This window comes from Actinomadura sp. NPDC048394, assembly GCF_040651755.1.
Taxonomy (GTDB): domain Bacteria; phylum Actinomycetota; class Actinomycetes; order Streptosporangiales; family Streptosporangiaceae; genus Spirillospora; species Spirillospora montaniterrae.
This window is the reverse complement of sequence record NZ_JBEZJL010000084.1, coordinates 1-25,568: the sequence shown is the minus strand read 5'-3', so window position 1 is coordinate 25,568 and position 25,568 is coordinate 1. Positions and strand designations below refer to the sequence as shown.

22 protein-coding genes are annotated in these 25,568 nt (G+C 75.3%); 15 read left to right on the top strand and 7 right to left on the bottom strand.

Translation table 11 applies throughout. The annotated features are described in order from the left end of the window. Window positions 1-18 precede the first annotated feature (18 nt). The 10 genes from AB0C78_RS41585 to AB0C78_RS41540 all read left to right on the top strand — a co-directional run bounded on the left by AB0C78_RS41585 (window position 19) and on the right by AB0C78_RS41540 (window position 11,875). Window positions 19-2,886 (top strand): nitrate- and nitrite sensing domain-containing protein, encoded by a 2,868-nt coding sequence (locus AB0C78_RS41585; RefSeq protein WP_360759214.1) that lies wholly within the window; start codon window positions 19-21, stop codon window positions 2,884-2,886. Continuing rightward, window positions 2,883-3,326, top strand: a complete 444-nt coding sequence (locus tag AB0C78_RS41580) for a roadblock/LC7 domain-containing protein (protein WP_151544467.1) — start codon at window positions 2,883-2,885, stop codon at window positions 3,324-3,326. Before AB0C78_RS41585 ends, AB0C78_RS41580 begins: the two co-directional genes overlap by 4 nt. 22 nt (window positions 3,327-3,348) lie before the next feature. Further along, window positions 3,349-3,864: a DUF742 domain-containing protein gene (locus AB0C78_RS41575; protein ID WP_360759179.1), complete on the top strand. Its 516-nt coding sequence runs from the start codon at window positions 3,349-3,351 to the stop codon at window positions 3,862-3,864. Then, a complete protein-coding gene (locus AB0C78_RS41570) occupies window positions 3,845-4,453 on the top strand; it encodes an ATP/GTP-binding protein (RefSeq protein ID WP_151544469.1) in 609 nt (202 codons plus the stop codon). The genes AB0C78_RS41575 and AB0C78_RS41570 overlap by 20 nt, the downstream gene beginning before the upstream one ends. A gap of 163 nt (window positions 4,454-4,616) precedes the next feature. Beyond that, complete coding sequence (locus AB0C78_RS41565; protein WP_360759177.1) at window positions 4,617-5,879, top strand: ROK family transcriptional regulator; 1,263 nt, start codon at window positions 4,617-4,619, stop codon at window positions 5,877-5,879. Between the two features lie 74 nt (window positions 5,880-5,953). Continuing rightward, entirely contained in the window at window positions 5,954-7,498 is a 1,545-nt protein-coding gene (locus AB0C78_RS41560; protein WP_360759175.1) for a sugar ABC transporter ATP-binding protein, read from the top strand. Beyond that, on the top strand, window positions 7,495-8,529 hold the full coding sequence (locus AB0C78_RS41555; RefSeq protein WP_225992214.1) for an ABC transporter permease: 1,035 nt from the start codon (window positions 7,495-7,497) through the stop codon (window positions 8,527-8,529). The genes AB0C78_RS41560 and AB0C78_RS41555 overlap by 4 nt, the downstream gene beginning before the upstream one ends. A gap of 79 nt (window positions 8,530-8,608) precedes the next feature. After that, window positions 8,609-9,673 carry an ABC transporter substrate-binding protein gene (locus tag AB0C78_RS41550; protein WP_151543958.1) on the top strand — a complete coding sequence of 355 codons (1,065 nt, stop codon included), beginning with the start codon at window positions 8,609-8,611 and terminating at the stop codon, window positions 9,671-9,673. 49 nt (window positions 9,674-9,722) lie between these two features. Then, entirely contained in the window at window positions 9,723-10,871 is a 1,149-nt protein-coding gene (locus AB0C78_RS41545) for a Gfo/Idh/MocA family oxidoreductase (RefSeq protein WP_360759172.1), read from the top strand. Then, window positions 10,871-11,875 (top strand): sugar phosphate isomerase/epimerase family protein, encoded by a 1,005-nt coding sequence (locus tag AB0C78_RS41540; RefSeq protein ID WP_360759170.1) that lies wholly within the window; start codon window positions 10,871-10,873, stop codon window positions 11,873-11,875. The genes AB0C78_RS41545 and AB0C78_RS41540 overlap by 1 nt, the downstream gene beginning before the upstream one ends. A 62-nt stretch (window positions 11,876-11,937) precedes the next feature. Here the strand turns inward: AB0C78_RS41540 and AB0C78_RS41535 are convergent, their stop codons facing one another. Next, window positions 11,938-12,792, bottom strand: coding sequence for a TIGR03619 family F420-dependent LLM class oxidoreductase (locus tag AB0C78_RS41535; RefSeq protein WP_360759168.1), 855 nt, complete (start codon window positions 12,790-12,792; stop codon window positions 11,938-11,940). Between the two features lie 81 nt (window positions 12,793-12,873). On the opposite strand from AB0C78_RS41535, the gene AB0C78_RS41530 reads away from it, so the two are divergent. Beyond that, on the top strand, window positions 12,874-13,368 hold the full coding sequence (locus tag AB0C78_RS41530; protein WP_360759166.1) for a MarR family transcriptional regulator: 495 nt from the start codon (window positions 12,874-12,876) through the stop codon (window positions 13,366-13,368). A gap of 54 nt (window positions 13,369-13,422) precedes the next feature. Here AB0C78_RS41530 and AB0C78_RS41525 read toward each other — a convergent pair whose 3' ends face one another. Then, window positions 13,423-14,130 (bottom strand): cupin domain-containing protein, encoded by a 708-nt coding sequence (locus tag AB0C78_RS41525; RefSeq protein ID WP_360759164.1) that lies wholly within the window; start codon window positions 14,128-14,130, stop codon window positions 13,423-13,425. A 163-nt stretch (window positions 14,131-14,293) separates the two neighbouring features. On the opposite strand from AB0C78_RS41525, the gene AB0C78_RS41520 reads away from it, so the two are divergent. Next, window positions 14,294-16,204, top strand: coding sequence for a translation factor GTPase family protein (locus tag AB0C78_RS41520; RefSeq protein WP_360759162.1), 1,911 nt, complete (start codon window positions 14,294-14,296; stop codon window positions 16,202-16,204). Between the two features lie 8 nt (window positions 16,205-16,212). Here AB0C78_RS41520 and AB0C78_RS41515 read toward each other — a convergent pair whose 3' ends face one another. Further along, window positions 16,213-17,157, bottom strand: coding sequence for an NADP-dependent oxidoreductase (locus tag AB0C78_RS41515; protein WP_360759160.1), 945 nt, complete (start codon window positions 17,155-17,157; stop codon window positions 16,213-16,215). Window positions 17,158-17,289: 132 nt separating this feature from the next. Continuing rightward, the gene (locus AB0C78_RS41510) at window positions 17,290-17,874 is read right to left on the bottom strand and encodes a Uma2 family endonuclease (protein ID WP_151543953.1); all 585 of its coding nucleotides are present in this window, start codon (window positions 17,872-17,874) and stop codon (window positions 17,290-17,292) included. A 202-nt stretch (window positions 17,875-18,076) separates the two neighbouring features. Between AB0C78_RS41510 and AB0C78_RS41505 the strand changes: the two genes are divergently transcribed. Then, window positions 18,077-18,631, top strand: a complete 555-nt coding sequence (locus tag AB0C78_RS41505; protein ID WP_360759158.1) for a DUF1707 domain-containing protein — start codon at window positions 18,077-18,079, stop codon at window positions 18,629-18,631. A gap of 109 nt (window positions 18,632-18,740) precedes the next feature. Beyond that, on the top strand, window positions 18,741-21,653 hold the full coding sequence (locus tag AB0C78_RS41500; protein WP_360759156.1) for a hypothetical protein: 2,913 nt from the start codon (window positions 18,741-18,743) through the stop codon (window positions 21,651-21,653). 217 nt (window positions 21,654-21,870) lie between these two features. On the opposite strand, the gene AB0C78_RS41495 is transcribed toward AB0C78_RS41500, so the two are convergent. From AB0C78_RS41495 to AB0C78_RS41485, 3 genes are all read right to left on the bottom strand, one after another. After that, window positions 21,871-22,059 (bottom strand): hypothetical protein, encoded by a 189-nt coding sequence (locus tag AB0C78_RS41495; RefSeq protein ID WP_360759154.1) that lies wholly within the window; start codon window positions 22,057-22,059, stop codon window positions 21,871-21,873. Between the two features lie 165 nt (window positions 22,060-22,224). Further along, complete coding sequence (locus AB0C78_RS41490; RefSeq protein WP_360759152.1) at window positions 22,225-24,114, bottom strand: endonuclease/exonuclease/phosphatase; 1,890 nt, start codon at window positions 24,112-24,114, stop codon at window positions 22,225-22,227. A gap of 129 nt (window positions 24,115-24,243) precedes the next feature. Further along, window positions 24,244-24,435, bottom strand: a complete 192-nt coding sequence (locus AB0C78_RS41485) for a ferredoxin (protein WP_151543949.1) — start codon at window positions 24,433-24,435, stop codon at window positions 24,244-24,246. Between the two features lie 289 nt (window positions 24,436-24,724). On the opposite strand from AB0C78_RS41485, the gene AB0C78_RS41480 reads away from it, so the two are divergent. Beyond that, window positions 24,725-25,396 (top strand): class I SAM-dependent methyltransferase, encoded by a 672-nt coding sequence (locus tag AB0C78_RS41480; RefSeq protein ID WP_360759212.1) that lies wholly within the window; start codon window positions 24,725-24,727, stop codon window positions 25,394-25,396. Window positions 25,397-25,568: the final 172 nt, after the last annotated feature.

Genomic DNA, 25,568 nt, shown 5'->3' with positions numbered 1-25,568 from the left:
CATGGTCCACCTGCCGTGATGGGCTCCCGCTTCTCCTCCATCCGGGCGAGGATCACGCTCCTGGTCCTCGTGCCGCTGCTCGCGCTGGCCGCGCTGTGGATGTTCCTCACCGGGATCACCTACGGGGACGCCCACCAGCTGCTGCAGAGCCGCAAGTTCCAGCAGGAGGCGGTGCTGCCGACGCAGCGGCTGATGAACGCGCTGCAGAAGGAGCGCCGGCTGTCGATGGCCGACGCCGGGTCGTCGCGCGCGGTGAACCCCGACGTGCTGCGCACCCAGCGGCAGGTGACCGACGGCGCCGTCAAGGAGCTGCGCAAGGGCTTCGGCGACGGCGCGCTGCGCGGCTCCATCCTGCCCGGCGTCGTCAAGCGGATGGACGACCTGCTCGCCAAGCTCGGCACGCTGGAGGCGACCCGCCGCGGCGTCGACGACCGGGCGTCCGGCCGCGCGGACGTGCTCGCCGACTACAGCGGCATCATCGACGCCGGCTTCGCCATCTACAGCGCGACGACCCCCGCGAACGGGACCATCACCGCCGACGCCCGCACGCTCACCTCCGTCGGCCGCGGCCGGGAGTTCCTGTCCCGCGAGGACGCGCTGCTCACCGGCGCGCTCGCCGCCGGGCACCTGAGCGCCGCCGAGCGCGGCGAGTTCGCGCAGCTCGTCGGCGCGCAGCGGATGACGTACGCGGACAACGTCCCGAACCTGCCGGCCGCCGACCGCGCCCGCTACGAGCGGCTCACGGCCTCCCCGCAGTTCGCGCAGCTGCGCAAGCTCGAGGACCAGGTGATCCGGGGGACCGAGCAGGTCCGGACCGTCGCGAAGAAGAAGCCCGTCCAGGGCCGGACGGCCACCGGGACGGGCGCCGCGACCGGGCAGGGCGCCGCGGCCGGGACGGGCTCGCAGAGCGGGACCGCGGGCCGGGCCGTCCGCACCGCGAAGGTCCCGGTCGTCGACCCGTCCCAGTGGCGGACGGTCGCCGACGACGCCGACGAGGGCCTCTACCGCTTCGAGAACCGCACCCTCGACGACATCACCGGCCGCGCCCAGCACATCGCGGTCGGCGTGTTCGTCCGGCTGGGCATCGCGGGCGGCCTCGGCCTGGTCGCCGTCGTGCTGTCCGCCCTGATCGCGATCCGGGTGTCGCGGCGGCTGCTGCGCGAGTGCCGCACGCTCGCCGGCGCCGTCGTCGACTTCACCCGCAAGCGGCTCCCGCTGCTGGCCGAGCAGGTCCGCGCCGGGCGCCCCGCCGAGCCCGAGCCGGAGCCCGGCGTCGACTTCCGGATCCGGGAGATCCGGCAGATCGCCGACTCCTTCGACCGGGCCCGCGAGGCGGTGCTGGTGGCCGCGGCCGGCGAGGTCGCGGCGCGGCGCGGGATCAGCGAGGTGTTCGTCAACCTCGCCCGCCGCAACCAGGCGCTGCTGCACCGCCAGCTCAGCCTGCTCGACACCATGGAGCGCCGCACCGAGGACCCGTCGGAGCTGTCCGACCTGTTCCGCCTCGACCACCTCGCGACCCGCATGCGGCGGCACGCCGAGGGCCTGGTCATCCTCGCCGGCAAGACCGCCGGGCGCGGCTGGCGGCGGCCCGTCCCGCTGGTGGACGTGGTGCGCGGCGCGGTCGCCGAGGTCGAGGACTACCCGCGCGTCCGGGTGCAGCCGCTGCCGCGGATCGCGCTGCTCGGCTCCGCCGTCGCCGACGTCATCCACCTGCTCGCCGAGGTGGTGGAGAACGCCACCACGTTCTCGCCGCCGCAGTCGCCGGTGCGGGTCAGCGGGCACCCGGTCGCCAACGGCTTCGCGATCGAGGTGGAGGACCGCGGCCTCGGCATGACCGACGAGGCGCTGCGCGCGGCGAACGCCCGGCTGGACGACCCGCCGGAGTTCGACCCGTCCGACAGCGCGCAGCTCGGCCTGTTCGTCGTGGCGCGGCTCGCCGAGCGGCACGACATCAAGGTGACGCTGCGGCAGTCGCCGTACGGCGGCACGACCGCGATCGCGCTGATCCCCGGATCGCTCATCGTGGACACCGCCGAGCCGGAGCCCGTCGCGCGCCGCAACACCGGGCCGATGCGGCTGCCCGCCGCGCCCGCGGGCGCGCTGTCGGCGCCCGCGCGCCCGGCGGTGGAGCAGGGCGGCGTCGTGCGGCTGGTCGCGGAGGCCGAGCCGGTGCGGGCGGACACGGTCCGGGCCGAGCCGGTCGCGGGCGACCCCGCGCAGGCCGAACCCGCGCAGCCCGCCCCTGCGAATCCCGCACCTGCGACGAGCGAGCCCGTCCGGGCGGAACCGGTGCGGGTCGAATCCGGGCGAACCGAGCAGGCCCGCGACGAGGCGCCCGGGCCGACGCCGCTGCCGGAGCGCAGGCGCTCGCGCCGCGCCGACCGGCCGCAGGCCTCGCCGGAGCCCGCCCGCGAGCCCGCCCAGGCGGCGGACGCCGAGCCCGCGCCGCCGCTCAAGGACGGCGAGCTTCCGAAGCGCCGCCGGCAGACGCACCTCGCGCCCCAGCTGAAGGAACGGGTCGACGCCCACCTGGCCGCGCGGGGACAGGCACCGCCGCCCGCAGCCGCGACCCCGCCCGGGCCCGAGCAGCCCGAGCGGCCCGCAGCGCCGGAGCCGTCGCTGCCGCTGGCGGCCCCCGTCCCCGCCGACGCGTCCCCGGCCGGACCCGGCGACGCGGGCGCCCCGGGCGTCCCGCCCGGCGACGGGACCGCTCCACCGGACGGCCCGGACGCGGCCCGCTCGCCCGAGACCATGCGATCGATGATGTCCGCCATGCAGCGCGGTTGGCAGCGCGGCAGGCGGGAGGCGGCCGACGCCGAGGCGCAGGCGCCGTCCGGCCTCGACGATCGGCCCAACCGAGGTGACCAGGAGGACGACGCCCCATGACAGATGCCCAGCACTCCGGCGCGGACGCCGCGGGCGGTGCCGGCGGCGAGCTGAACTGGCTGCTCGACAGCCTGGTCCAGCGCGTCGCCCAGGTGCAGAACGCGGTGGTCCTGTCGAGCGACGGCCTGCGCATGGCGGCCTCCCGCGGCCTGGGGCAGGAGGCCTCCGACCACCTCGCGGCCGTCGCCGCCAGCTTCCAGAGCCTGGCGCGCGGCGCGGGCGAGTCGTTCGGCGGCGGCCCGGTCCGGCAGACCATCGTGGAGATGGAGTCGGCGTTCCTGTTCGTCACCGCCGCCGGGCGCGGCGCCTGCCTGGCGGTGCTCGCCGACGCCGACGCCGACCTCGGCATGATCGCCTACGAGATGGCGATGCTCGTCACGCGGGTCGGCCAGCACCTGTCGGCCAGCCCGCGGGCGGCCGCCGCCGAGGGCGGCGTGTGAGGTGGACGGGACCGAGGGTTCCGTGCCCGAGTGGCCGCACCGGCATCCCGCCGGCGCCGAAGGCGGCTCCGCGGGCGGCGCCGCGGGCGGCGCCGCGACCGGGTCCGCGGCCGGTGCCGCGGGCGGCCCCCCGGCGGGCGCACCGGGCGGGTCGGCGTGGTTCGACGACGCCGCCGGGCCCGTCGTGCGCCCCTACGCGCTCACCGGCGGCCGCACCCACTACGAGGGCGTCGAGTTCGACCTCGTCGCGCTGATCGAGGCCGTCGACGCGCCGGACGCCGCGGGCGCATCTCCGGCGATTCCGGCGTCTCCGTGGTCGCCGGAGCCGGAACATGACATGATCCTGGAGCTTTGCCGCACCCCGTTGTCGGTCGTCGAGATAGCGTCGGATCTGGAACTTCCCCTCGGGGTCGTCCGCGTCCTGCTCGGCGACCTGCTCGACCGCTCGCTGATACAGGTCCGGCGCCCCGCGCCGGTGGCGCAGTTCCCCAGCGAGCGCGTACTCAAGGAAGTGATCGATGGAATCCGTGCGCTCTGACGCGGCCGCCCAGGCGGGCGATTCCGCGCTGACCGTCAAGATCCTTGTGGCCGGTGGCTTCGGAGTCGGCAAGACCACCCTGGTGAGCGCGGTCAGCGAGATCCGTCCGCTGCGCACCGAGGAGGCGCTGACCGAGAAGAGCATCGGCATCGACGACACCACGGCGGTGGCGTCCAAGACGACGACGACCGTGGCGATGGACTTCGGGCGGATCACCCTGCCGAACGGCCTGGTGCTGTTCGTGTTCGGCACGCCCGGCCAGGACCGCTTCTGGTTCATGTGGGACGAGCTGGCCAAGGGCGCGCTCGGCGCGGTGGTGCTGGTCGACACCCGCCGGCTCGCCGACTGCTTCGCCTCGGTGGACTACTTCGAGCGGCGCGGCGTGCCGTTCATCATCGGCGTCAACCGGTTCGACGGCGCCGGGCGGCACACCCACGACCAGGTGCGCGACGCCCTGGACCTGTCCCCGGAGATCCCGGTGATCGACTGCGACGTCCGCGACCGGGAGGACGCCAAGCGGGTGCTGATCACGCTCGTCGAGCACATCATGCGCACGATGAGCGCGGGCCGCCAGCCCGTCACGTACTGACCCCGGCCCCTCGGGAGCCCGTGACCCGGCGGGCCAGCCCCGGATCCGGCATGTGCCGGTCCGGGGCTTTTTCATGGCCAACTTTGTCCTGCGAATGGAGAAAGTTGGCCGAAGTTGGTGGAAAGGTCTTCTCAAGGCGGCGAAAGCCGGTTACGGTCTCGGCATGAGACCGGGGTCACACGGCCCCGGCACCCCGGACGGAACCCGAGAGGACGGCGTGATGCGCATGCCGGCTCGCCCGCAGAACGTGCATCAGGCACGCCTGCTGCGGCTGCTGCGCGACGAGGGCCCGCGCTCGCGGGCCGAGCTGGGCGACGTCGTCCGGCTGTCGCGCTCGAAGCTGGCCGTCGAGCTGGACCGGCTGGTCGAGCTCGGGCTGGTGGAGGGCGCCGGGCTCGCGGCGTCGCGCGGCGGGCGGCGGTCCGGGATCGTCCGGCTGTCGCCGAGCCTGCGGTTCGTCGCGTTCGACATCGGCGCCACCTCGATCGACGTCGCGGTGACCGACGGGGCCCTGGAGGTGCTCGGCCACGTCAGCGAGGCGTGCGACGTCCGGCAGGGTGCGACCGCGGTGCTGGACCGGGCGCTGGACCTGCTCGGCAAGCTGCGCGACGAGGGCCTGATCCCGCGCGTGCACGGCACCGGCATCGGCGTCCCCGGGCCGGTGAGCTTCCGGGACGGGATGCCGGTCGTCCCGCCGATCATGCCGGGCTGGGACCGGTTCCCGGTGCGCGACGCGATCGGCGCCGAGCTCGGCTGCCCCGTCCTGGTGGACAACGACGTGAACCTGATGGCGCTCGGCGAGCTGCACGCGGGCCTCGCGCGGTCGGTGGACGACTTCCTGCTCGTGAAGATCGGCACCGGCATCGGCTGCGGCATCGTCGTCGACGGCGCGATCTACCGCGGCGTGTCCGGCAGCGCGGGCGACATCGGGCACATCCGGATCGACGACGACGGGCCGATCTGCGCGTGCGGCAACGCCGGCTGCCTGGAGGCCTACTTCGGCGGCGCGGCGCTCGCGCGGGACGCGGAGGCGGCGGCGCGCTCGGGGGAGTCGCCGCAGCTCGCCGCGCTGCTGGAGGCGCACGGGGAGCTGTCCGGCGAGCACGTCGCGCAGGCCGCGGCGGCGGGCGACCCGGCGTCGGTGCGGATCATCCGGGAGGGCGGCCGGCACGTCGGGCAGGTCCTCGCCGGGCTGGTCAGCTTCTTCAACCCGGGCCTGGTGATCATCGCCGGCGGCGTCGCCGGGCTCGGCCACACCCTGCTCGCGGAGATCCGCAGCGTCGTCTACCGCCGGTCGGCGCCGCTGGCGACAGGCAACCTGCCGATCGTGCTGTCCGAGCTGGCCGGCGCCGCCGGGGTGGTGGGCGGCGCGCGGCTCATCAGCGACCACGTCTTCTCCCCGCCGCCCGACCCCGGCCCCGCCTGACCGCGCCCGCCCGTCCCGCGCCCCGACCTCCGTCCCCCTCGACCCGCGTCCCTCCTGACCCCCGAGGAGGCCCGATGGGCCCGTCCGAACCCGAACCGCTGCTGCGCATGCGCGGCATCGTCAAGCAGTTCCCCGGCGTCCGCGCGCTGGACGGCGTCGACCTCGACGTCCGGGCCGGCGAGGTGCACTGCCTGCTCGGCCAGAACGGCGCCGGGAAGTCGACGCTCATCAAGGTGCTCGCCGGCGCGCACCAGCCGGACGAGGGCGAGATCGCCTTCGCCGGGCGGCCGGCGCGGCTCGCCGGGCCGACCGCGGCGATGCGGGCCGGCATCGCGACCATCTACCAGGAGCTCGACCTGGTCGACGGGCTGTCGGTCGCCGACAACATCTTCCTCGGCCACGAGCGCGCGACGCTCGGCTTCACCCGGCGCGGCGACGCCGAGCGGGCCGCGCGGGAGCTGCTCGGCCGGCTCGGGCACGGCGAGATCCCGCCGCGCCGCGAGGCGGGCCGGCTGCCCGCGGCGGGCAAGCAGGTCGTCAGCATGGCCCGCGCGCTGTCGCACGACGCGCGGCTCATCGTGATGGACGAGCCGTCCGCCGCCCTCGCGCACGACGAGGTGGCGAACCTGTTCCGCATCATCCGGGAGCTGACCGCGTCCGGCGTCGCCGTCGTCTACATCTCGCACCGGCTGGAGGAGATCCGCGAGATCGGCGACCGGGTGACCGTGCTGAAGGACGGCCGGTCCGTCGCGAACGGCCTGCCCGCCAGGACGACGAAGACCGACCACATCGTGTCGCTGATGACCGGCCGCGACATCGAGTACGTGTTCCCCGACCGACCCGCGCCGGACGGCGGCGACGGCGACGCTCCCGGCGGCGCGGCCGAGGTGCTGCGGGTCGAGGGGCTCACGCTGCCCGGCGCGTTCGCGGACGTGTCGTTCTCCGTCCGCGCGGGCGAGATCGTCGGGCTGGCCGGGCTCGTCGGATCGGGCCGCTCGGAGATCCTCGAGGCGGTCTACGGGGCGCGGCGCCCGGCGCGCGGGCGGGTGCTCGTGGACGGCCGGCCGGTGCGTCCGGGCGACACGGGCGCGGCGGTGCGGCGCGGGATGGGCATGGCGCCCGAGGAGCGCAAGAGCCAGGCGCTGCTGCTGAACGACTCCGTCGCCGGGAACGTGACGGTCGCGGGCCTGCGCCGGTACGCGCGGTTCGGCTGGCTGAACCGGCGTCGCGAGCTGGCGGACGTCCGGGAGCAGATCGAGGCGCTCGACATCCGGCCGCCCGATCCGCGCCGTCCGGTGGTGACGCTGTCGGGCGGCAACCAGCAGAAGGTCGTGCTGGCGCGGTGGCTGGCCGGGGCCCGGAACCTGCGGCTGCTGATCCTGGACGAGCCGACCCGCGGCGTGGACGTCGGCGCCCGCGCCGAGCTGTACGCGGTGATCCGCGCCCTGGCGGCGCGCGGGATCGGGGTGCTGCTGGTGTCCAGCGAGGTGCCCGAGGTGCTCGGCCTCGCCGACCGGGTGCTGGTCGTCCGCGAGGGCCGGGTCGTGCACAGCGGCGACGCCGCCGGGCTGGACGAGGCCGCCGTACTCAACATGATCATGGAAGGGAGCGCGCTGTGACCGAGACGGACGCGGGCGTGCGCGGCGCCGCGGCGGGCGGAGCCTGGGCGAAGGGGCCGCTGCGGCCGCTGCGGCGCGCCGGCGCGGGCCGCGGGCCCGGCGAGTTCCGGCACCTCGGGCTGGTCGCCGCGCTGGCGCTGCTGGCGGTGGTCGGCGTGATCACCGAGCCGGACAACTTCCCGACCTCCGGCAACCTGGTCGGGATCCTGGCGCTGGCCGCCACCATCGGGGTGATCACGGTCGGCCAGACGTTCGTGATCATCGGGGGCGGGATCGACCTGTCGGTCGGGTCGGTGATGGCGCTGGCGTCGGTGTGGGCGACGACCGTCGCGACGCAGTCGTACGGCCCGGCGGTGATGGCGCTGTGCGCGATCCTCGTCGGGACGGGCGCGGGCGTCGTCAGCGGCCTGCTGATCTCCTACGGCCGGATGGTCCCGTTCATCGCGACGCTGGCGATGCTGGTGTCGGCGCGCGGGCTGGCGCAGCGGATGTCGGACCGCAAGACGCAGCTGATCCGGCCGGAGAACGACGCGATCGAGTCGCTGTCCACGACGAAGGTGCTCGGGCTGCCGCTGGTCGTGTACATCTTCGCGGCCGTCGCGGTCGCCGGCTGGGTGCTGCTGAACCGCACCACGTTCGGCCGCCGCACGTTCGCCGTCGGCGGCAACCCGGAGGCGGCGCGGCTCGCCGGCATCGACGTCCGGCGGCACACGCTGCTGCTGTACGCGCTGTCGGGGTTCTGCTGCGGCGTCGCCGCGATCATCATCATGGCCCGCACCACCACCGGCTCCAGCACCCACGGCGACCTGTACGAGCTGGACGCGATCGCCGCGGTGATCATCGGCGGGACGCTGCTGACCGGCGGGCGCGGCACCGTCGCCGGGTCGATCCTCGGCGTGCTGGTGTTCACCGTCATCACGAACCTGTTCATCCTGAACGGCCTGCAGACCAGCGACCAGCTCATCGCCAAGGGCGTGATCATCGGGATCGCGGTGCTGCTGCAGCGCCGCGGCCTGCGCTCGCCCACCTGACCCGCTCATCCGACCTGACCTGCCCGCCCCCCGCGGCCCGCCCCCCGCCGCCCCACCCCCCGGAAACCAGGAGCACGTCATGCGCGACCAGAGCACCCGCCCCACCCGCCGAGGCGTCCTGTTCGGCGGCGCCGCAGTCGCGGCCGGAGCCCTCGCGACCGCCTGCACCAGCAACAAGGAGAAGGACGACCCCGCCCCGGCCGCGCAGACCGGCGCGCTCGGCGGCGACAACGACAAGCCCGGCAAGCAGGTCACCATCGGGTTCTCCGCGCCCGCCGCCGACCACGGCTGGACGGCCGCGATCGCGAAGAACGCCGAGGCGCAGGCGAAGAGGTACAAGGACGTGACGTTCAAGCCCGTCCAGCCGACCAACGACATCAACCAGCAGATCTCCGCGGTCGAGTCGCTGATCTCGGAGAAGGTGAACGTGCTGGTGATGCTGCCGAACGACGGCGAGCAGCTGAACCAGGTCGCGCGCAAGGCGATGGACGCCGGCATCCCGGTGATCAACCTGGACCGGGTGTTCCCCGACAAGCTGTCCTACCGGACGTGGATCGGCGGCGACAACTACGGCATGGGCGTCTCCGCCGGCCACTACATCGGCAAGAAGCTCAAGGCCAAGGGCGTCTCGAACCCGGTGATCGTGGAGATCCAGGGGATCGCGACGCTGCCGCTCACGCAGGACCGCAGCAAGGGGTTCGCGGACGCGCTGAAGTCCTACGGGTACTCCGTCACCGCCAAGCAGGACGCGAAGTTCACCGTGGAGACCGGCAACCAGGTCGCGTCCAACCTGCTGCAGGCGCACAAGAAGATCGACGCGCTGTGGAACCACGACGACGACCAGGGCGTCGGCGTGCTCGCCGCGATCAAGCAGTCCGGCCGCAAGGAGTTCTTCATGGTCGGCGGCGCCGGGTCCGCGAACGCGATGCGCGAGATCAAGGCGGGGAACGGGGTGCTGGAGGCGACCGTCACCTACCCGCCGACGATGGCCGCGTCCGCGGTCCGGCTGGCCCGGTTGCTGGCGCAGGGCAAGGGCATGGCCGACCTGGTGGAGCTGGAGCCGCCGCAGTCGATCACGCTGGCGTCGGAGACCGTCACCCGCGACAACGTGAGCCGCTACCTGCCGCTCGGCTTCGAGTCCTGAGGCAGGGCCGCGCGCCCGCCGGCGACCCCGGCGGGCGCAGTACAGAGAGGTGAGCACATTGACCACCGTCGGAGTCGGGATGGTCGGGCACGCGTTCATGGGGCGCGCCCACTCCCAGGCATGGCGCACCGTCGGGCCGTTCTTCGGGCCGCCGCTGACCCCGGTGATGGCCGCTCTCGCCGGACGGGACGCCGGACGGGCCGCCGAGGCCGCCCGCACGCTCGGGTGGGCGTCGTCGGAGGGCGACTGGAAGCAGCTGCTGCGCCGCGACGACGTGCAGATCGTGGACATCTGCACGCCGGGCGACGCGCACGCCGAGATCGCCGTCGCGGCGCTGGACGCCGGCAAGCACGTCCTGTGCGAGAAGCCGCTCGCGAACTCGTCCGCGGAGGCCGAGGAGATGGTGGCGGCGGCGGAGCGCGCGCGGGCGAACGGCGTCCGGTCGATGGTCGGGTTCAACTACCGGCGCGTCCCGGCGGTCACGCTCGCCCGCAACCTCGTCGCCGGCGGGCGCATCGGGACCGTCCGGCACGTCCGCGCGCAGTACCTGCAGGACTGGCTGACGGACCCGGAGGCGCCGTTCAGCTGGCGATTGGACCGTGACAGGGCCGGGACGGGCGCGCTCGGCGACATCGGCGCGCACATCATCGACACCGCGCAGTTCATCACCGGGCACGCGCTCGTCGGGGTGTCGGCGGTGATGGACACCTTCGTCCGGGAGCGCCCCGCCCCCGGCGGCGGCACGGCCGAGGTCACGGTCGACGACGCGGCGCTGTTCGTCGGCCGCACCGACGGCGGCGCGCTCGCCTCCTTCGAGGCCACCCGGATGGCGACCGGGCGCAAGAACGCGCTCCGGATCGAGGTCAGCGGCTCGTCCGGCGCGCTGTCGTTCGACCTGGAGTCGATGAACGAGCTGTGGTTCTACGACGGCACCGAGGACGCCGAGACGGCGGGGTTCCGCCGGATCGTCGTCACCGAGCCCGTCCACACCTACGCCCGCCAGTGGTGGCCGCCCGGTCACATGCTGGGGTACGAGCACACCTTCACCCACCAGGTCGCCGACCTGCTCACCGCGATCGCGGACGGCACCGACCCGAGCCCGTCGTTCGCCGACGGCCTGCGGGTGCAGCGGGTGCTCGACGCGGTCGCGGCGAGCGCCGCGTCCGGCGGGTGGGCCGACGTCGAGGGGAGCCTGTGATGGCGCGACCGATCACCCTGTTCACCGGCCAGTGGGCCGACCTGCCGTTCGAGGAGGTCTGCCGACTGGCGTCCGGCTGGGGCTACGAGGGCCTGGAGATCGCCTGCTGGGGCGACCACTTCGAGGTCGACAAGGCCCTCGCCGACGACGGCTACGTGCCGCGCAAGCTGGAGACGCTCGCCAAGCACGACCTCAAGGTGTTCGCGATCTCCAACCACCTCGTCGGCCAGGCCGTCTGCGACATCCCGGACGAGCGCCACCAGGCGATCCTGCCGGAGCGGATCTGGGGCGACGGCGAGGCCGAGGGCGTCCGGCAGCGCGCCGCCGAGGAGATCAAGGACACCGCCCGCGCCGCCGCGCGCCTCGGCGTCTCCACGGTCGTGGGGTTCACGGGCTCGTCGATCTGGCACACCGTCGCGATGTTCCCGCCCACCCCCGAGGCGATGGTGGAGCGCGGCTACGCCGACTTCGCCGACCGCTGGAACCCGATCCTGGACGTGTTCGACGAGGTCGGCGTCCGGTTCGCGCACGAGGTCCACCCGAGCGAGATCGCCTACGACTACTGGACGACCGTCCGGGCGCTGGAGGCGATCGGGCACCGGCCCGCGTTCGGCCTGAACTTCGACCCGTCGCACTTCGTCTGGCAGGAGCTCGACCCCGTCGGGTTCCTGTTCGACTTCCGCGACCGGATCTACCACGTCGACTGCAAGGACACCAAGGTCCGCACCGGCGACGGCCGCCGCGGGCGCCTGTCGTCGCACCTGCCGTGGGCGGACCTGCGGCGCGGCTGGGACTTCATCTCCACCGGCCGCGGCGACGTCCCCTGGGAGGACGTCTTCCGCGCGCTCAACGCGATCGGCTACGACGGCCCGATCTCGATCGAGTGGGAGGACGCGGGCATGGACCGCCTCCAGGGCGCGCCCGAGGCGCTGGAGTTCGTCCGGGCGCTGAACGCGATGGAGCCGCCGTCCGCCGCGTTCGACGCCGCCTTCTCGTCCGACTGACCCCCCGGCTCGCGGCGCGCCGCCCCTTGAGGCCACGCAAGGGACGGCGCGCCGCGCTCCTTTCACCCGGCCGGTGCGGCGCCGACCTCCGCGGGTGCGTGGGCCCGGACGAACCCCTCCAACTCGTCGAGCGGGACGCCCATCGGCGGGACGACGATCAGCCGGTCGACGCCCGCCTCCGCGTAGTCGCGGACGGTCGCGGCGTCCGGCGGGCGCGGCGGCGAGACCGAGACGTGCAGGGGCCGGTCGCGGCCCGCCTCCCGTGCCGCCGCCCTCAGCCGCGCGATCGCGTCGGCGGCGGCGCGCCGGCCGAGCATCCAGCCGTACCACCCGTCGGCCTCGCGGATGGTGCGGCGGAGCGCCGCCGGGCCGTGCCCGCCCATGATCACCGGCACGGGACGCTGCACGGGACGCGGGTGCGCGTCCACGCCTTCGAAGTCGGCGTGCCGGCCGTGGAAGGCGGGCGCGTCGTCGTACCAGAGCGACCGCATCGCGGCGAGATGCTCGTCGGTGCGGGTCCCGCGCTCGCCGGGCGGGACGCCGAGGGCCCGCAGCTCGGGCTCCAGGTAGCCGGCCGCCAGGCCGAAGACCAGCCGCCCGCCGCTCAGCACGTCGACGCTCGCCAGCTGCTTGGCCAGGACCAGCGGGTTGCGCTGCGGCAGGACGATGACGCCCGTGCCGAGGGCAATCCGCTCCGTGGCCGCGGCGAGATGGGTGAGGGAGACGACCGCGTCGAGGAACGGCGCCCGCGGGTCGAGCGGCGAGGCGTCGGTGCGGGGGCTCGGCAGGACGACGTGGTCGCCCGCCCACAGCGAGTCGTAGCCGAGCTCCTCGGCGAGGGCGGCGATCCGGGCGGAGCCGCGCGGGCCGGCGCAGGCGTGCAGGTTGAGCCCGTAGAGCCCGAGAGTCAGTGCCATGACTCAATAGTTGAACTTTTCGATTATCCAGTCAACCGATGATCGATGGGCTGGATCCTCGAACTGCTATAGCCTGGCGGGATGGCGGAGGAGAGGCCCATGCGCGGCGGGCTGCCGGCCGGGCTCGCGTCCGTGACCGGCTTCCAGCTGTCCAAGTGCGGCTGGTGGATGGAGCAGCGGCTGGAGGAGGCCCTCGAACCGCTCGGCCTCCGCGTCCGGCACTTCCTCGTGCTGGCGGCGCTCAGCTCGTCCGGCACGCTGTCGCAGCAGGAGATGGCCGGCTACCTGCTGCTCGACCCCACGCTGATGGTCGGCCTGGTGGACGACCTGGAGGAGCGCGGGCTCTGCGAGCGCACCCGCGACCCGAAGGACCGGCGCCGCCATTCTGTCCGCATCACCCGCGCGGGGCGGGACGTGCACGCCCGCGCGCGTGCGCTGGCCGACGAGGTGGGCGCCGAGGTGTTCGGGCCGCTGACCCGGGACGAGCTCCGCACCGTCGCGGGCGCGATCGAGCGGGTGATGGAGCCGTTCTGGACCGAGCAGGCCGTCCGGCCGCGCCGCAGGACGGCCCGCTAGCCGCGGCCGGCGCCGAACCCGTTCAGACGCGGGCGCGGTCGGGGGCGGGCGCGGTCAGGGGCGGGCGCGGAAGTCGGCGAAGTCGAAGCCGGGGGAGACCACGCAGCTGACCAGCACCTCTTCGGGCCCGGCCGGGCGGGCCGCCTGCCAGACGCCGGGCGGGACGACGGCCTGCGGCACCTGCCCGGCCGCCACGTCGGCGCCCAGCGTGACCGTCTCCGGGGCGTCCGCCGGTTCGTCGCCGTCCCCGCCGAGGAGCAGCGACAGCGGGCCGCCGCGGTGCCACAGCCACATCTCGGCCGAGCGCACCGCGTGCCACATCGACTCCTCGCCGGGCGGCAGCAGGAAGTAGATGCCGGTCGCGGTCGCCCGCTCGCCCGGGTAGCCGGCCGGGGCGAACGACACGTCCGACCGCCATGTCTCCCGGTACCAGCCCCCCTCGGGGTGCGGGAGCAGGTCGAGGGCCTCGGCGGTGGCGGGACGGTCCAGCAGCGCGACGTGCCGGCCGTCCGGCCCGCGCCGCACGTACCGGACCGCCGTCGCGGCCGTCTTGTCGATGACGCCGCGCGGCGGCCGCAGCCCCGGCTCCGGATCCAGCGTCACCGCGACGAGCTGGCCGGCGCCGCCCCCGCCGTAGACGTCGTCGGCGATGGCGAGCAGGTCGGGCTCGGAGTCGGGCGCCCACACGGCGCCCGCGTCGGACAGGACGAACCGGGGCCCGGGCTGGGCGCGCCAGCCGTCGAGCGTCGTCAGCAGCAGCACCGTCCAAGGCTAGTGCCGCCCGGGCGAAAAACCGGTACGGGCGTCGGGTGTCGGGGTGGCAGCATGAACGCGTCCCATCCCTGAACGGCGGAGGCGAGATGCGCCAGGTCTTCGGAATCTCACAGCCCATTCCGGACGAGAGCTTTCGAGGACTCCACCGCCCATGCCCACGCTCAACCTCGGCATCCTCGCGCACGTCGACGCGGGAAAGACCAGCCTGACCGAGCGGCTGCTGTTCGACACCGGCGCGATCGACCGGCTCGGCAGCGTCGACGCCGGCGACACCCAGACCGACCGCGGCGAGCTGGAACGCGGCCGCGGCATCACGATCCGGTCGGCCGTCGCGCCGTTCCGGCTCGGCGCGCTGCGCGTCAACCTGATCGACACCCCCGGCCACGCCGACTTCGCCGCCGAGGTCGAGCGGGCCCTCGGGGTGCTCGACGGCGCCGTCCTGGTGCTGTCGGCCGTCGAGGGCGTGCAGGCCCGCACCCGCGTGCTGCTGCGGGCGCTGCGCGCGCTCGCGCTGCCCACCCTCGTCTTCGTGAACAAGATCGACCGCATGGGCGCGGACCCGGACGCGGTGCTCGCCGCGCTCGGCCGCCGGCCGGGCGTCCGGCCCGTCCCGCTGAACCGGGTGCGGGACGGGCGGGCCGTGCCGTGCGCGCCGTCGGCGGAGATCCTCGCGGACGGCGACGACGCCCTGCTCGCCGACTTCGTGGAGGGCCGCGCCACCCCGCCGGAGGCCGTGCGGGCGTCGCTGCGCGCGCAGACCGCCGCCGCGGCCGTCCAGCCGCTGTACTTCGGCTCGGCCGTGACCGGCGCGGGCGTCGGCGACCTGCTCGACGGGATCGCGTCCCTGCTGCCGCCCGCTGGGCCGGGCGACGGCGAGACGCGCGGGACCGTGTTCGCCGTCGAGCGCGCCCCCTCCGGAGGGCGGGTCGCCTACCTGCGGCTCTTCTCCGGCGAGGTGCGGACGCGCCAGCACGTCGTCTTCGCGGGCGGGCGCGGCGGGCGGATCACCGGGCTGGACATCGTCGGTGCCCCCGGCGCTCGGCGGCCGGCCGGTGCCCCCGGCGGGCCCCTGACCGCCGGGAACATCGCCGCCGTCCGCGGCCTCGCCGAGGTCCGCGTCGGCGACCGGATCGGGCCGCCCGTCCGCGAGGTCCCGCCGTTCCCGCCGCCGTCGCTGGAGACGATCGTCCGCGCCCGCCGCCCCGCCGACGCGGGACGGCTGCGCGCCGCGCTCCTCGGCCTCGCCGACGAGGACCCGCTGATCCGCGCGCGGCCCGCCCCGTCCGGCGCGACGTCGGTGCTGCTGTACGGGGAGGTGCAGAAGGAGGTCATCGCGGCGCGGCTGCTCGCCGAGGCCGGTGTCGAGGCCGTGTTCGAGGAGAGCCGCATCGTCTATGCCGAGCGCCCGGCCGGCACCGGCGAGGCCGTCGAGGAGATGGACTGGCGGCGCCGCGTGCCGGACTTCTGGGCGAGCGTCGGGCTGCGCGTCGAGCCCGCGCCGCGCGGCTCCGGCAACACGTTCCGCCGCGAGACCGAGCCGGGCGCGCTGCCGCACGCCTTCGACCGGGCGATCGAGGAGACCGTCCACCGCACCCTGGAGCAGGGCCTGCACGGCTGGCCGGTGACCGACTGCGCCGTGGTGCTGACCCGGTCCGGGTACGCCGCGCCGGTCAGCACCGCCGGCGACTTCCGCGGCCTCACCCCGCTGATCCTCATGGCCGCCCTCGCGCGCGCGGGCACCCGCGTCTACGAGCCGTGCCACGCGTTCGAGGCGGAGGCGCCCGCCGACGCGCTCAGCGCCGTCCTCGCCGCGCTCGGCCCCCTCGGCGCCACGGCCGTCGAGCCCGAACCCGGCCCGGCCGGCTGGACGATCAAGGGTGAGATCCCGGCCGGGCGCGCGCGGGAGGCGGAGGCGGCACTGCCCGCGCTCACCCGCGGCGAGGGCACCTGGTGGTCCGAGCCGTCCGGCGAGCGCCGCGTCACCGGCACGCCGCCGTCGCGGCCCCGCACCGGCGGCGACCCCCTCGACCGCACCGCCTACCTGCGCGGACTGAGCCGGTGACCGGCCCGTCACACCGTCAGGACGATCTTGCCGGACACCCGTCCCGTCTCGCCCCGCTCGTGCGCCTTGGCGGCGTCCTCCAGCGGCAGCACCGTGTCGATCTCGGCGCGCAGCCGCCCGGACGCCGCCAGCTCCGCGATCTCCGTCATCGCGTGGAAGTCCGGCTCGACCAGCAGCTTCTCGAACCGGACGCCGCGCTCGGCGGCCTGCCGCGCCATGTCCTCCGGCTGGGCGCGCCCCGCGATCGCCACCAGCGTCCCGCCTCGCCGCATCGTGCGCAGCGAGCGCGGCCCGTAGTCGCCGCCGATCGCGTCGAGCACGACGTCGACGTCCTCGGCCGCGTCGGCGAAGTCGACGCTCCGGTAGTCGATCGGCTCGTCCACGCCGATGTCGCGCAGGAACGCGTGCTTCGCCCCGCTCGCCGTGCCGAGGACGTGCGCGCCCCTCGCCTTGGCGATCTGGACCGCCAGGTGCCCGACGCCGCCCGCCGCGGCGTGGACGAGCACGCGCTGCCCCTCCTGGACGTCCGCCGTGTCCACCAGGGCCTGCCAGGCGGTCAGCGCGGCCAGCGGCAGCGCGCCCGCCTGCACGTGGTCGATGGCGTCCGGCTTGCGGACGAACGTCCGCGACGGCGCCGCCACGTACTCGGCGTGCGAGCCCACCCCGCCCGGGTAGCGCAGCATGCCGAACACCTCGTCGCCCGGCTTGTGCAGCGTCACCCCGAACCCGACCTCCTCCACCACGCCGGACACGTCCCAGCCCAGCGTGAACGGCGGGTCCGGCAGGAAGATCTTCGCGGCCCGGTGCTTCCAGTCGGTCGGGTTCACCCCGGCGGCCCGCACCCGGACCAGCACCTCGGTGGGCCCCGGCTCCGGCCGCTCGACCTCGACCAGCTGCAGCACCTCGGGCCCGCCCAGCACGTCCTGCCTGACCGCCCGCATCCGCTCCGACATGGCGTTACTCCCTTTCTCGGTTGCGACGCACTCACTCTGCCCGGACACCGCCGCGGCAAAAAGCGGCGAGATCGCCAACAACCGAAAGGATCCGGCCAGCGCAGGCCCGTGCCCGCCGCCGCCCGCCGGGGGTCAGTCCATCTCGGAGAGGCGGACGGGATCGAACCTGATCGGGAACGGTGCCGTCAGCGTCACCGTCTCGCCGGACCGCGCCCTGCCCGCCACCTCGTAGCGGCCGCCGGACAGCTCCAGCATCGTGATCGACGGGCGGGGCTCCAGATCGATGATCCAGTAGTGCGGGATGCCGGTCGCCGCGTACTCCTCGACCTTGCGGACGCGGTCGATCTGCTCGTTCACCGTGCGGGGCGTCACGACCTCGGCGACCAGCATCAGGTCGGGGCCGTAGTAGGTGCGGGTCTGCCGCTCCAGCGCGGCGCGCGCCACGTCCCGGGCGACGGCGAACACGTCCGGCTTGCGGACGCCGGCCGGGGTGGTGACGTCCTGCGGCGCGCCCGCCACGTGCACGTCCGCGTCGGCCTGCCGCGCCGCGTCCTTCAGGATCGTCTTCAGCGTGTCGGCGGCGTGGTCGTGCCACAGGTCGCCCGGCAGCTCGTTCAGCCAGCCGTCGGCGAGCTCGTAGCGCCGCCCCTCCTCGGGCATCGCGTCCAGGTCGTACAGCGTGTACGGGCCGTGCGCACGCCCCGCCGTCCCGCCCATGACCGTCCCCCCTCAATCAACGGGCTGATCCGAATCTACCGGCCGGACGCCCGCGAGTCCGGCACCCCATGATCGCGAGTCGATCCGGGCGAATCTCTCGCAAACCGAGCGAGACCGGGTTAAGATACATCGCGACTCTGCTTGACCCTCCACCCGCCGGAGGGTCCAGGCTGCGGGCAGACCGCCGCTAAGGAGATGTGAGATGACCCTCGAGCAGCGCAAGGGCCTGCGGGCCTCGGACGGCGACCGCGACCGGGTCCTCGTCCGGCTGCACACCGCCTACGCCGAAGGCCGGCTCACCGAGGCCGAGCTGGACGAGCGCATCGACCTCGCCCTGGCCGCCCGCACCGAGGCCGACCTGGCCGAGGTCTCGTCCGACCTGCCGGCCGCCGCGACCGCCCCCGCCCCCGCCGACCGCGGCCCCGCCGGGCGCTTCCAGCTGGCCTACAAGAGCGGCGTCCGCCGCACCGGCCGCTGGCGCCTCCCCGAGAAGTACACCACCGTGATCTACAAGGGGCACTCCCTGCTCGACCTGCGCGCCGCCGAGCTGGACGGGCCCGTCACGACGCTCCGCGTCCTCGCCTACAAGTCGACGGTCGAGGTGATCGTCCCGCCGGGCGTCCGGGTGGAGACCGGCGGCATGGGCGTCTCCGCCGACCTGCACGGCGCGCCGGGGGCCGACGCGCCCGTCGTCCACATCCAGGGATTCGCCTACAAGGGGGAGATCGAGGCGAAAGATCGGATCCGTCCGGCCTGAGGTGATAGAACGCTCCAGCGGCCCGATCGGCCGCCGTTCACGCCGATGTGCGAACAACCATCGGTGTGGCGCGGTTTCATAGTGGTCCCAGGACCGTGAAGGAGCGCGTGTGACGGCGAGGACCCCGGAGCGGGACGGCACCTCGTCCCCGGCCGGTGCGGAGCCCCCTGCCGATGACCGGCCGGACGGATCGCGCGAGGTCAGACGCCGCCTGACGTTCGGCGTGGCCGCCGACCTCGCCGACCTCCCGGCGGCCCTGTCGCCCTGGCAGCGCGCCTACGAGGCGTGGCGCGCCGCCGGCATCCGCTGGGGTCACGGGGCACCGCCCCGGGAACGCGCCGCCACCGTCGCCCCGGAGCCCGAGGCATCCGAGGCGCCCGCGAGCCTGAACGCCATCCGCGCGGACGCTCCGCCGGTCGCCGCGCGCCCGGCAGAGGCCGCTGAGACCGGGTCCCCGTCCAAGCCGAAGAAGCGCAAGCAGCGCGCCTCCGCGCCGTCCGCGAGCCCGGCCGAGAAGCCCGCCGAGGAAGCGGTCGCCGCCCCCGCGGACGAGAAGCCGAAGCAGGACGCGCGCAAGAACCGCGCCGCGAAGCGGTCGGCGAAGGCCCGCGGGGCCGGCTCGGTCGTCGCGGCGGCGTCCGCCCAGCCCAAGCCCGGCACCGCCGAGACACCCGAGAAAGCGGACAACGACGAGGCGGCACCCGGCGAACCTCAGACGGACACCGACCGGGCGGCGGCCGGTGAAGCGCAGACGGCGGCCGGCGAGCCCCAGGCGGCGGCCGACGCGTCCAAGGTGGCGGCCGACGATCTTCAGGTGGGCGTCGGCGATGCGCAGGCGGGACCAGAGGGGCGCGCCGGGGGCCGGGGAACGCGGACGCTGCGTGCCGCGATCGCGGGTGCGGCCGGGCTGGTGGTCGTCGCGGGCGGCGCGCTTTTCGCGCTCGATCAGAGCGGCGGCGGCCCGAAGAAGCCGCGCCCGCCCGCGCCGATCCCGGCGGGCGCGCTGTTCGGGACCGACCCGGCGGCCACGACGGACGGCCTTGTCCAGGACCTCGCCGTGGTCACCGCGTCCGGGCGGAAGGTCGTCGCCGCCGGGACGGAGGGCGACGGCACGCCGGGGCAGGAGCGCGCGCGGTTCCTGGTGTCCGCGGACGGCGGGCACGCGTGGAAGGCGGCGAAGGTGCGCGGCGCGGACGGCTCGGAGCCGCCCGCCGGCGAGCGCCCGCGGCTGGTCGCGGCCGGGGCCGGCGGCTGGGCGGCGCTCGGGCGGTCGCCCGCGGGCACGGTGGTGTGGCTGAGCGACGGCGGCGCGACCTGGACGCGGCACCTCGACACGGCCGCGTTCAGGCCGGACGACCAGGTGAACGCGCTGGTCGCGACCGTGCACGGGTTCGTCGCGGTGGGCTCGGCGCGGGGCCGCGCCGTGGTGTGGAGCACCGCGGACGGCCGGGCGTGGCAGCGCGTCGACGGGCTGCAGGCCGGGATCACCGGGCTGGACCGGGTCGCCGCGTCCGGCGGCGTGCTGGTGACGCACGGGACGTTCAGCCGGAAGGTGACCCGCAAGAAGGGGAAGAAGAAGGTCACGCGAACGGTGCGGGGCGACGGCCTGTGGCGGTCCGCGGACGGCGGGCGGACCTGGACGGCGGTGGCCGTCCCGCAGGCGCAGGGGTCGCAGGGCGCGACGAACGGCCTGGTCGCGGGCCCGGGCGGGTTCGCGACGGTGCGAGAGGGGCGGCTGACCACCGGCCCGAAGAAGCACCGGAGGACGGCGCGGTTCGGGGTGCTGTTCACCTCCCCGGACGGCCTGAGGTGGCAGGCCGCGGGACGGTTCTCGGCGCCGGGGTACGCGGGCGTCGAGCGGTTCGGCGGTTCCGCGGCGGGGTTCGGCGTCGTGGTGAAGGGGGCGAAGGGGCAGCGGACGGTGCTGCGCAGCCCCGGCGGGCGCGCCTGGCAGCCGTCCGGGACGGTCGCGGGGCCGGTGCAGACCAGCGGTCTGGCGGTCGCGGCGGGCGGCGCGGTCACGGTCGCGGGACATCAGGGCGGCGACGCGTACCTGTCCGGCGTGAACCTGGCGGCGGTGCCGGGCGCGGTGCACACCGAGCGGGCGATCCGGTCCCTCGCCGCGGGGCCGGGCCGGGCGGTGGCGGTGGGCAGCACGAACGGCGGCGCCGCGGTCTGGAGCTCGCCGGACGGGCTCGGCTGGACGCGCGGCCGGGTGCCGGGCACCCCCGGGCGGCTGTCGGACGTGGCGTTCGGCGGGCAGGGGTGGCTCGCGGTCGGCCGCACGGCCGCCGCGCGGCCGGGCGGGCTCGCGCTGACGTCGCGGGACGGGTCGGTCTGGGAGCCCGCGAAGGTGCCCGCCGGGCCGCTCGCGGCGGTCGCGTCCGGGTCCACGGGCTATGTGGCGGTCGGCGGCGGCACCGTGTGGCGGTCGTCCGACCTGAAGGCGTGGCAGCGCGCGGCGGTGGCCGGGAACCTCGTCGACGTGGCGTCGACCGGTTCCGGCTACGTGGCGGTCGGCGGGCGCGACGGGAAGCCGGCCGTGTGGACGTCGCCGGACGGCGCGAAATGGACGCCCACGCCCGCGGTGCCGCCGGGCACCGGCCCGCTCACGCAGGTCGCGGCGCGCGGGAACGCGCTGGTCGTGGCGGGAGCGGACGCGGGCCTGCTGGTGTCGCCGGACGCCGGGCGGACGTGGGCGCGGCGCATGCCGCCGGGCGCGCGGCAGGTGACCGCGGCCGCCGCGACGCCGCAGGGTTTCGTCGTGGCGGTCGCGACCGCGCCGGGCGGCGCGGCCGTGTTCGGGTCACCGGACGGGGCGGCGTGGCGGCGGGTGCCCGCGCGGGGTCTCGGCGGGCGTACCGGACGGCGCCTCACGGCGATGACGTCGGCGGGAGGCACGGTCCTGGCCACCGGTTCCGCCGTCCACGCCGGCGCCGAGACGCCGCTGCTGTGGCGGGCGCCGGTGCCGCGGGCCGGGTCCGCGCCGGCGGCGAAGCCGGTGTCGGCGGGGCGGCCTTAGCGGGGGATCACCCGTTGCAGCCGCAGGAGCAGCCCTTCGGGCAGGAGCATCCGCCGCCGTGTCCGCAACTGCAGTCTTTTTTCGTCATGAGCGGAACGTAGCTCTTCGGGTGTTCTGGGGTCTATGACCCCGACGGCACGGGGACCTGTCGCCGGGGTCCGGGGCACGGGCCGCCCGACGGCGGGGGGACGCGCGGACGGCCCGTGCCGGTCCTGGATCAGGCGTGGATGTGCAGGTCCACGCCCAGCAGGATGAGGACCCACAGGAAGATGGCCAGCAGCGCGCTGCCGACCTGGCGCAGCAGCGGGACGTCGATGTAGCCGCGGTCCCAGGCGACGAACACGCCGATGATGAGATAGATCAGGCCGACCAGGCTGATGTGGTGCGACCGATATCGGAACGCCATGGGGGACGTCTCCTCCCGGAGGGGGTGTGACGATCGGTCGCTGCCCCCGCCCCGGGGAGAGAAACACCGGCGGGTTTCCGGATCGTACGAAGCCGCTCTTTTCGGCACCGCCGGAATTGGGTGACCCCGCTCACACGCGAGGCCGGACGCCCCCGCGCGGTGCGGTCACTTGCCGGGCAGGTCGATGCGCACCACGGTCGGGTCGTGGTCCCCGGCGCGCGACGCGAACTCCGACGCGCGGTGCACGATGTCGAACCGGTGCTTGCTCCTGGCCAGGGACGGGCTGAGCAGGATGTGGTCGAGGTCCTCGGAGTTCCCGCCGGTGACGGCGGTGTACCGGTCGCCGGCCGGCAGCGCGGCCGGCAGGTCGGCGAGCCCGGCGTCCTTCGTCAGCGCCTGCACGGGCAGGGACGTCCCGCCGTCGTTGAGGCCGCCGGTGACGATCACGTCGGCCTTCTTGCCCGCCGCCCGCACGGACCGGACGAACCCGGCGACGACCCGGGCCTGCGCGTCGCGGCGCCACTCGGTGGGGCTGGACGGCGGCTGGTACCGGCCGAAGGCGGGCTGGTCGTCGCCGGTGCGCGGGTACCAGTCGTCGGCGACGACGATGATGCGCCGCCCCCGCCACGTGACCTCCCCGGCCAGCGGCTTGCGGGCGCCGCTCCAGGCGGCGTCGCCGGGGGAGATCCGGCCGGGCGACTGCGACAGGGCCGCGGTGCCGTCCGCGCGGCGCAGCGGCTTCGCGGCGGTGACGGCCGGGTCGGGCTGCGCGGCGGGCGGCGGGTCGGCGAGCGGCTCGGTGGCCGCGGGACGGTCGACGAACGCGAGGCCGCGGTCGGTGCGGAACAGGAACCCGATCCGGCTGTTACCGCCCTTCTCGCCGCCGTCGGAGCCGTCGCGCGGGTTCACCGAGCGCCAGTCGTAGGCGGGGCCGCCCGCCTCGCTGATCGCGGTGATCAGCTGCGCGACGGTCTGGTCGGCGGCGACGGTGCCGTCGTCGTGCGGGCCGCTGTTGTCCTGCAGGCCGCTGACCGCGACGAGGTCGGGGGAGCCGAGGCCCTGGACGATGTCGCCGGCGAGGTCGTCGAAGCGCCGCGGGGGGCTGTCGGGGTTGAGGCCGGAGAGCCCGGCGGTGCCGACGGCGAGCTCGCCGGGCCGCTGCCGGGACGCGGCCTCCTGCGGCAGGCCGCCGTCGGCGCGCCGCGGGGCGGCGGTGAGCAGCAGCGTGAAGTCGCCGTAGGAGTAGTCGAGGACGCCGTCGTCGGCGCCGGGCAGCCGGTCGCCGACGTTCATCGCGGGCAGCGGGGCGAGCGCGTCGTCCAGGACGATCCGCTCGGGGTTGGCGTCGCCGTCGCGCAGCAGGATGCCGCCGCGCTTGGTGCGGGTCCCGGCGCCGGCGCCGTTGGCGGGCAGCACCGGCACCTGGCCGTCGCGGGACGGCCCGACCGCGACGGCGTCGCTGATCCGGACGCGCATCCCCTCCAGCGACTCGTAGAAGTCGAGGCCGCTGCGCTTGGGGTCGAGGATCCCGCCCTTCTCGACGTCGCCGCGCCGGGCCGAGATCACGGCGGTCGGGGGCCGGCGCCCGCCCGGCCCGATGACGGCGGGCGCGGGCAGCGCGGCGCCGTGCGCGGTGACGCCGGTCGCGGTCGCGTCGATCTCGGTGCGGGTGAGCCCGGCGGACCCGCCGCCCGGACGGTACTCGCGGACCTTCCCGTTCACCCGGACCGCGTCGCCGGCGGCGGCGGGCGGCCGGGTGCGGGTGAAGACGAAGACGCCCTCGGACGTCGCGGGGTTCCGGTCGGGGCGGGGGTCCTGCATCCAGAAGCCGTTGCCGGTCACGGCGGTGACGACGCCGGGGACGCCCGCGACGGCGGCGCCGTTCAGCGGCGAGACGTGCGCGGCGCCCTGGATGTCGTGGATGCGCCGTCCGGTGAGGGGCGCGGCGGCGTTCGCGGCCGGCGGCACGGCGAGGGGGACGGCCAGCGCCGCCGCCAGAACGGACGCGAGCGTCCGGGCCGTCCGGAGAGGGCCCGCTGCAGCTGCGTACGCCACCCGCACTCCACGATCGTCTAGTCGTCCGAAGGGCACGAAGCAGGATGGCACGGGAAGCGGACCGCTGACGAACCGCCCGGTGCGGTTCCGCCCGTCCGGCGGCGGGGCGCGGCCGGGCCGCCGGTGCGGCTACTCCTCGAGGGTCAGCGCGGCCTTCGGGCAGGAGCGGACCGCGTGCCGGACGTGGTCGGCCTCCTCGGCCGGCACGTCCGGCTTGAGGATCTCCAGCTCGTCGTCGTCGTTGAGGTCGAAGACCTCGGGGGCGAGCCCGACGCAGACGCCGTTGGCCTCGCACACCAGCGGGTCGACCCGTACTCTCATCGGCTTCTCCGTTCGCGTTCCCGGATGGGCGGGGGAGGTCCGCGCGGGGGCGCGCCCCCGCCGGCCCGGTGCCCGGCGCCCAACCTACCGAACCGGGTTCTGGCACCGGCCGCCCGCCCGGAAAAGTAGAACACGTTCCAGTCCGGTGCGGCAACACCGGGGCGAGACCCGAGTCTCATTCGGTGTCGGATAAGGTGCGCGGATGACCGAAACCCCGTCTGATTTGCGCGAGGCGCCCACCCTCCCGGGGACGACCTCCGCCGCGGACCGCCCGGACGGACCTCCCGCGATGCCGGCGGACCTGCTGCGCGCCGCCCGCTGCGCCAAGGGCTTCATGCCGGACGACGAGGGCCGCGTCCTCTACGAGACCGCCCTGGAGTACGGGGCCCTGCTCGCCGCCACCGGCCCGCTGCTGGAGGTCGGCAGCTACTGCGGCAAGTCGGCGATCTACCTCGGCGCCGCCGCCCGGCAGGCCGGCACGGTCGTCGTCACGGTCGACCACCACCACGGCTCCGAGGAGAACCAGGCGGGCTGGGAGCACCACGACCCGTCCCTGGTCGACCCGAGCACCGGGCGGATGGACACGCTGCCGACGTTCCGCAAGACGGTCGGCGCGGCGGGCCTGGAGGACCAGGTCGTCGCCATCGTGGGGCAGTCCCGGACGGTCTCGGCGTTCTGGCGCACCCCGCTCGCGCTGCTGTTCATCGACGGCGGTCACGCCGAGGAGCACGCGCAGGGCGACTACGAGGGCTGGGCGCCGCACGTCGCGGTCGGCGGGGCACTCGTGATCCACGACGTGTTCCCCGACCCGAAGGACGGCGGGCAGCCCCCCTACCACGTCTACCTGAGGGCCCTGGAGAGCGGCGCCTTCGAGGAGCGCCGCGTACAGGGCTCCCTACGCGTCCTAGAACGCGTTTCCGAAGCAGACCCGACCGCCGCCCCCCGCCCCGACGCCTCATAAGCCACAGAACGGTCACGGCCCGGCACGGAGCACTCGGGTCGGGGGTGTGGGGCGGAGCCCCCACCGGGGGGCGTGGGCCGAGCCGGCCGAACGGTTCTCCGGCGTGTACAGGCGGATGTCGTCGACCTTCGCCGTGCCCTCGTAGAAGTTCATGTGCGGATCGCCGATCATG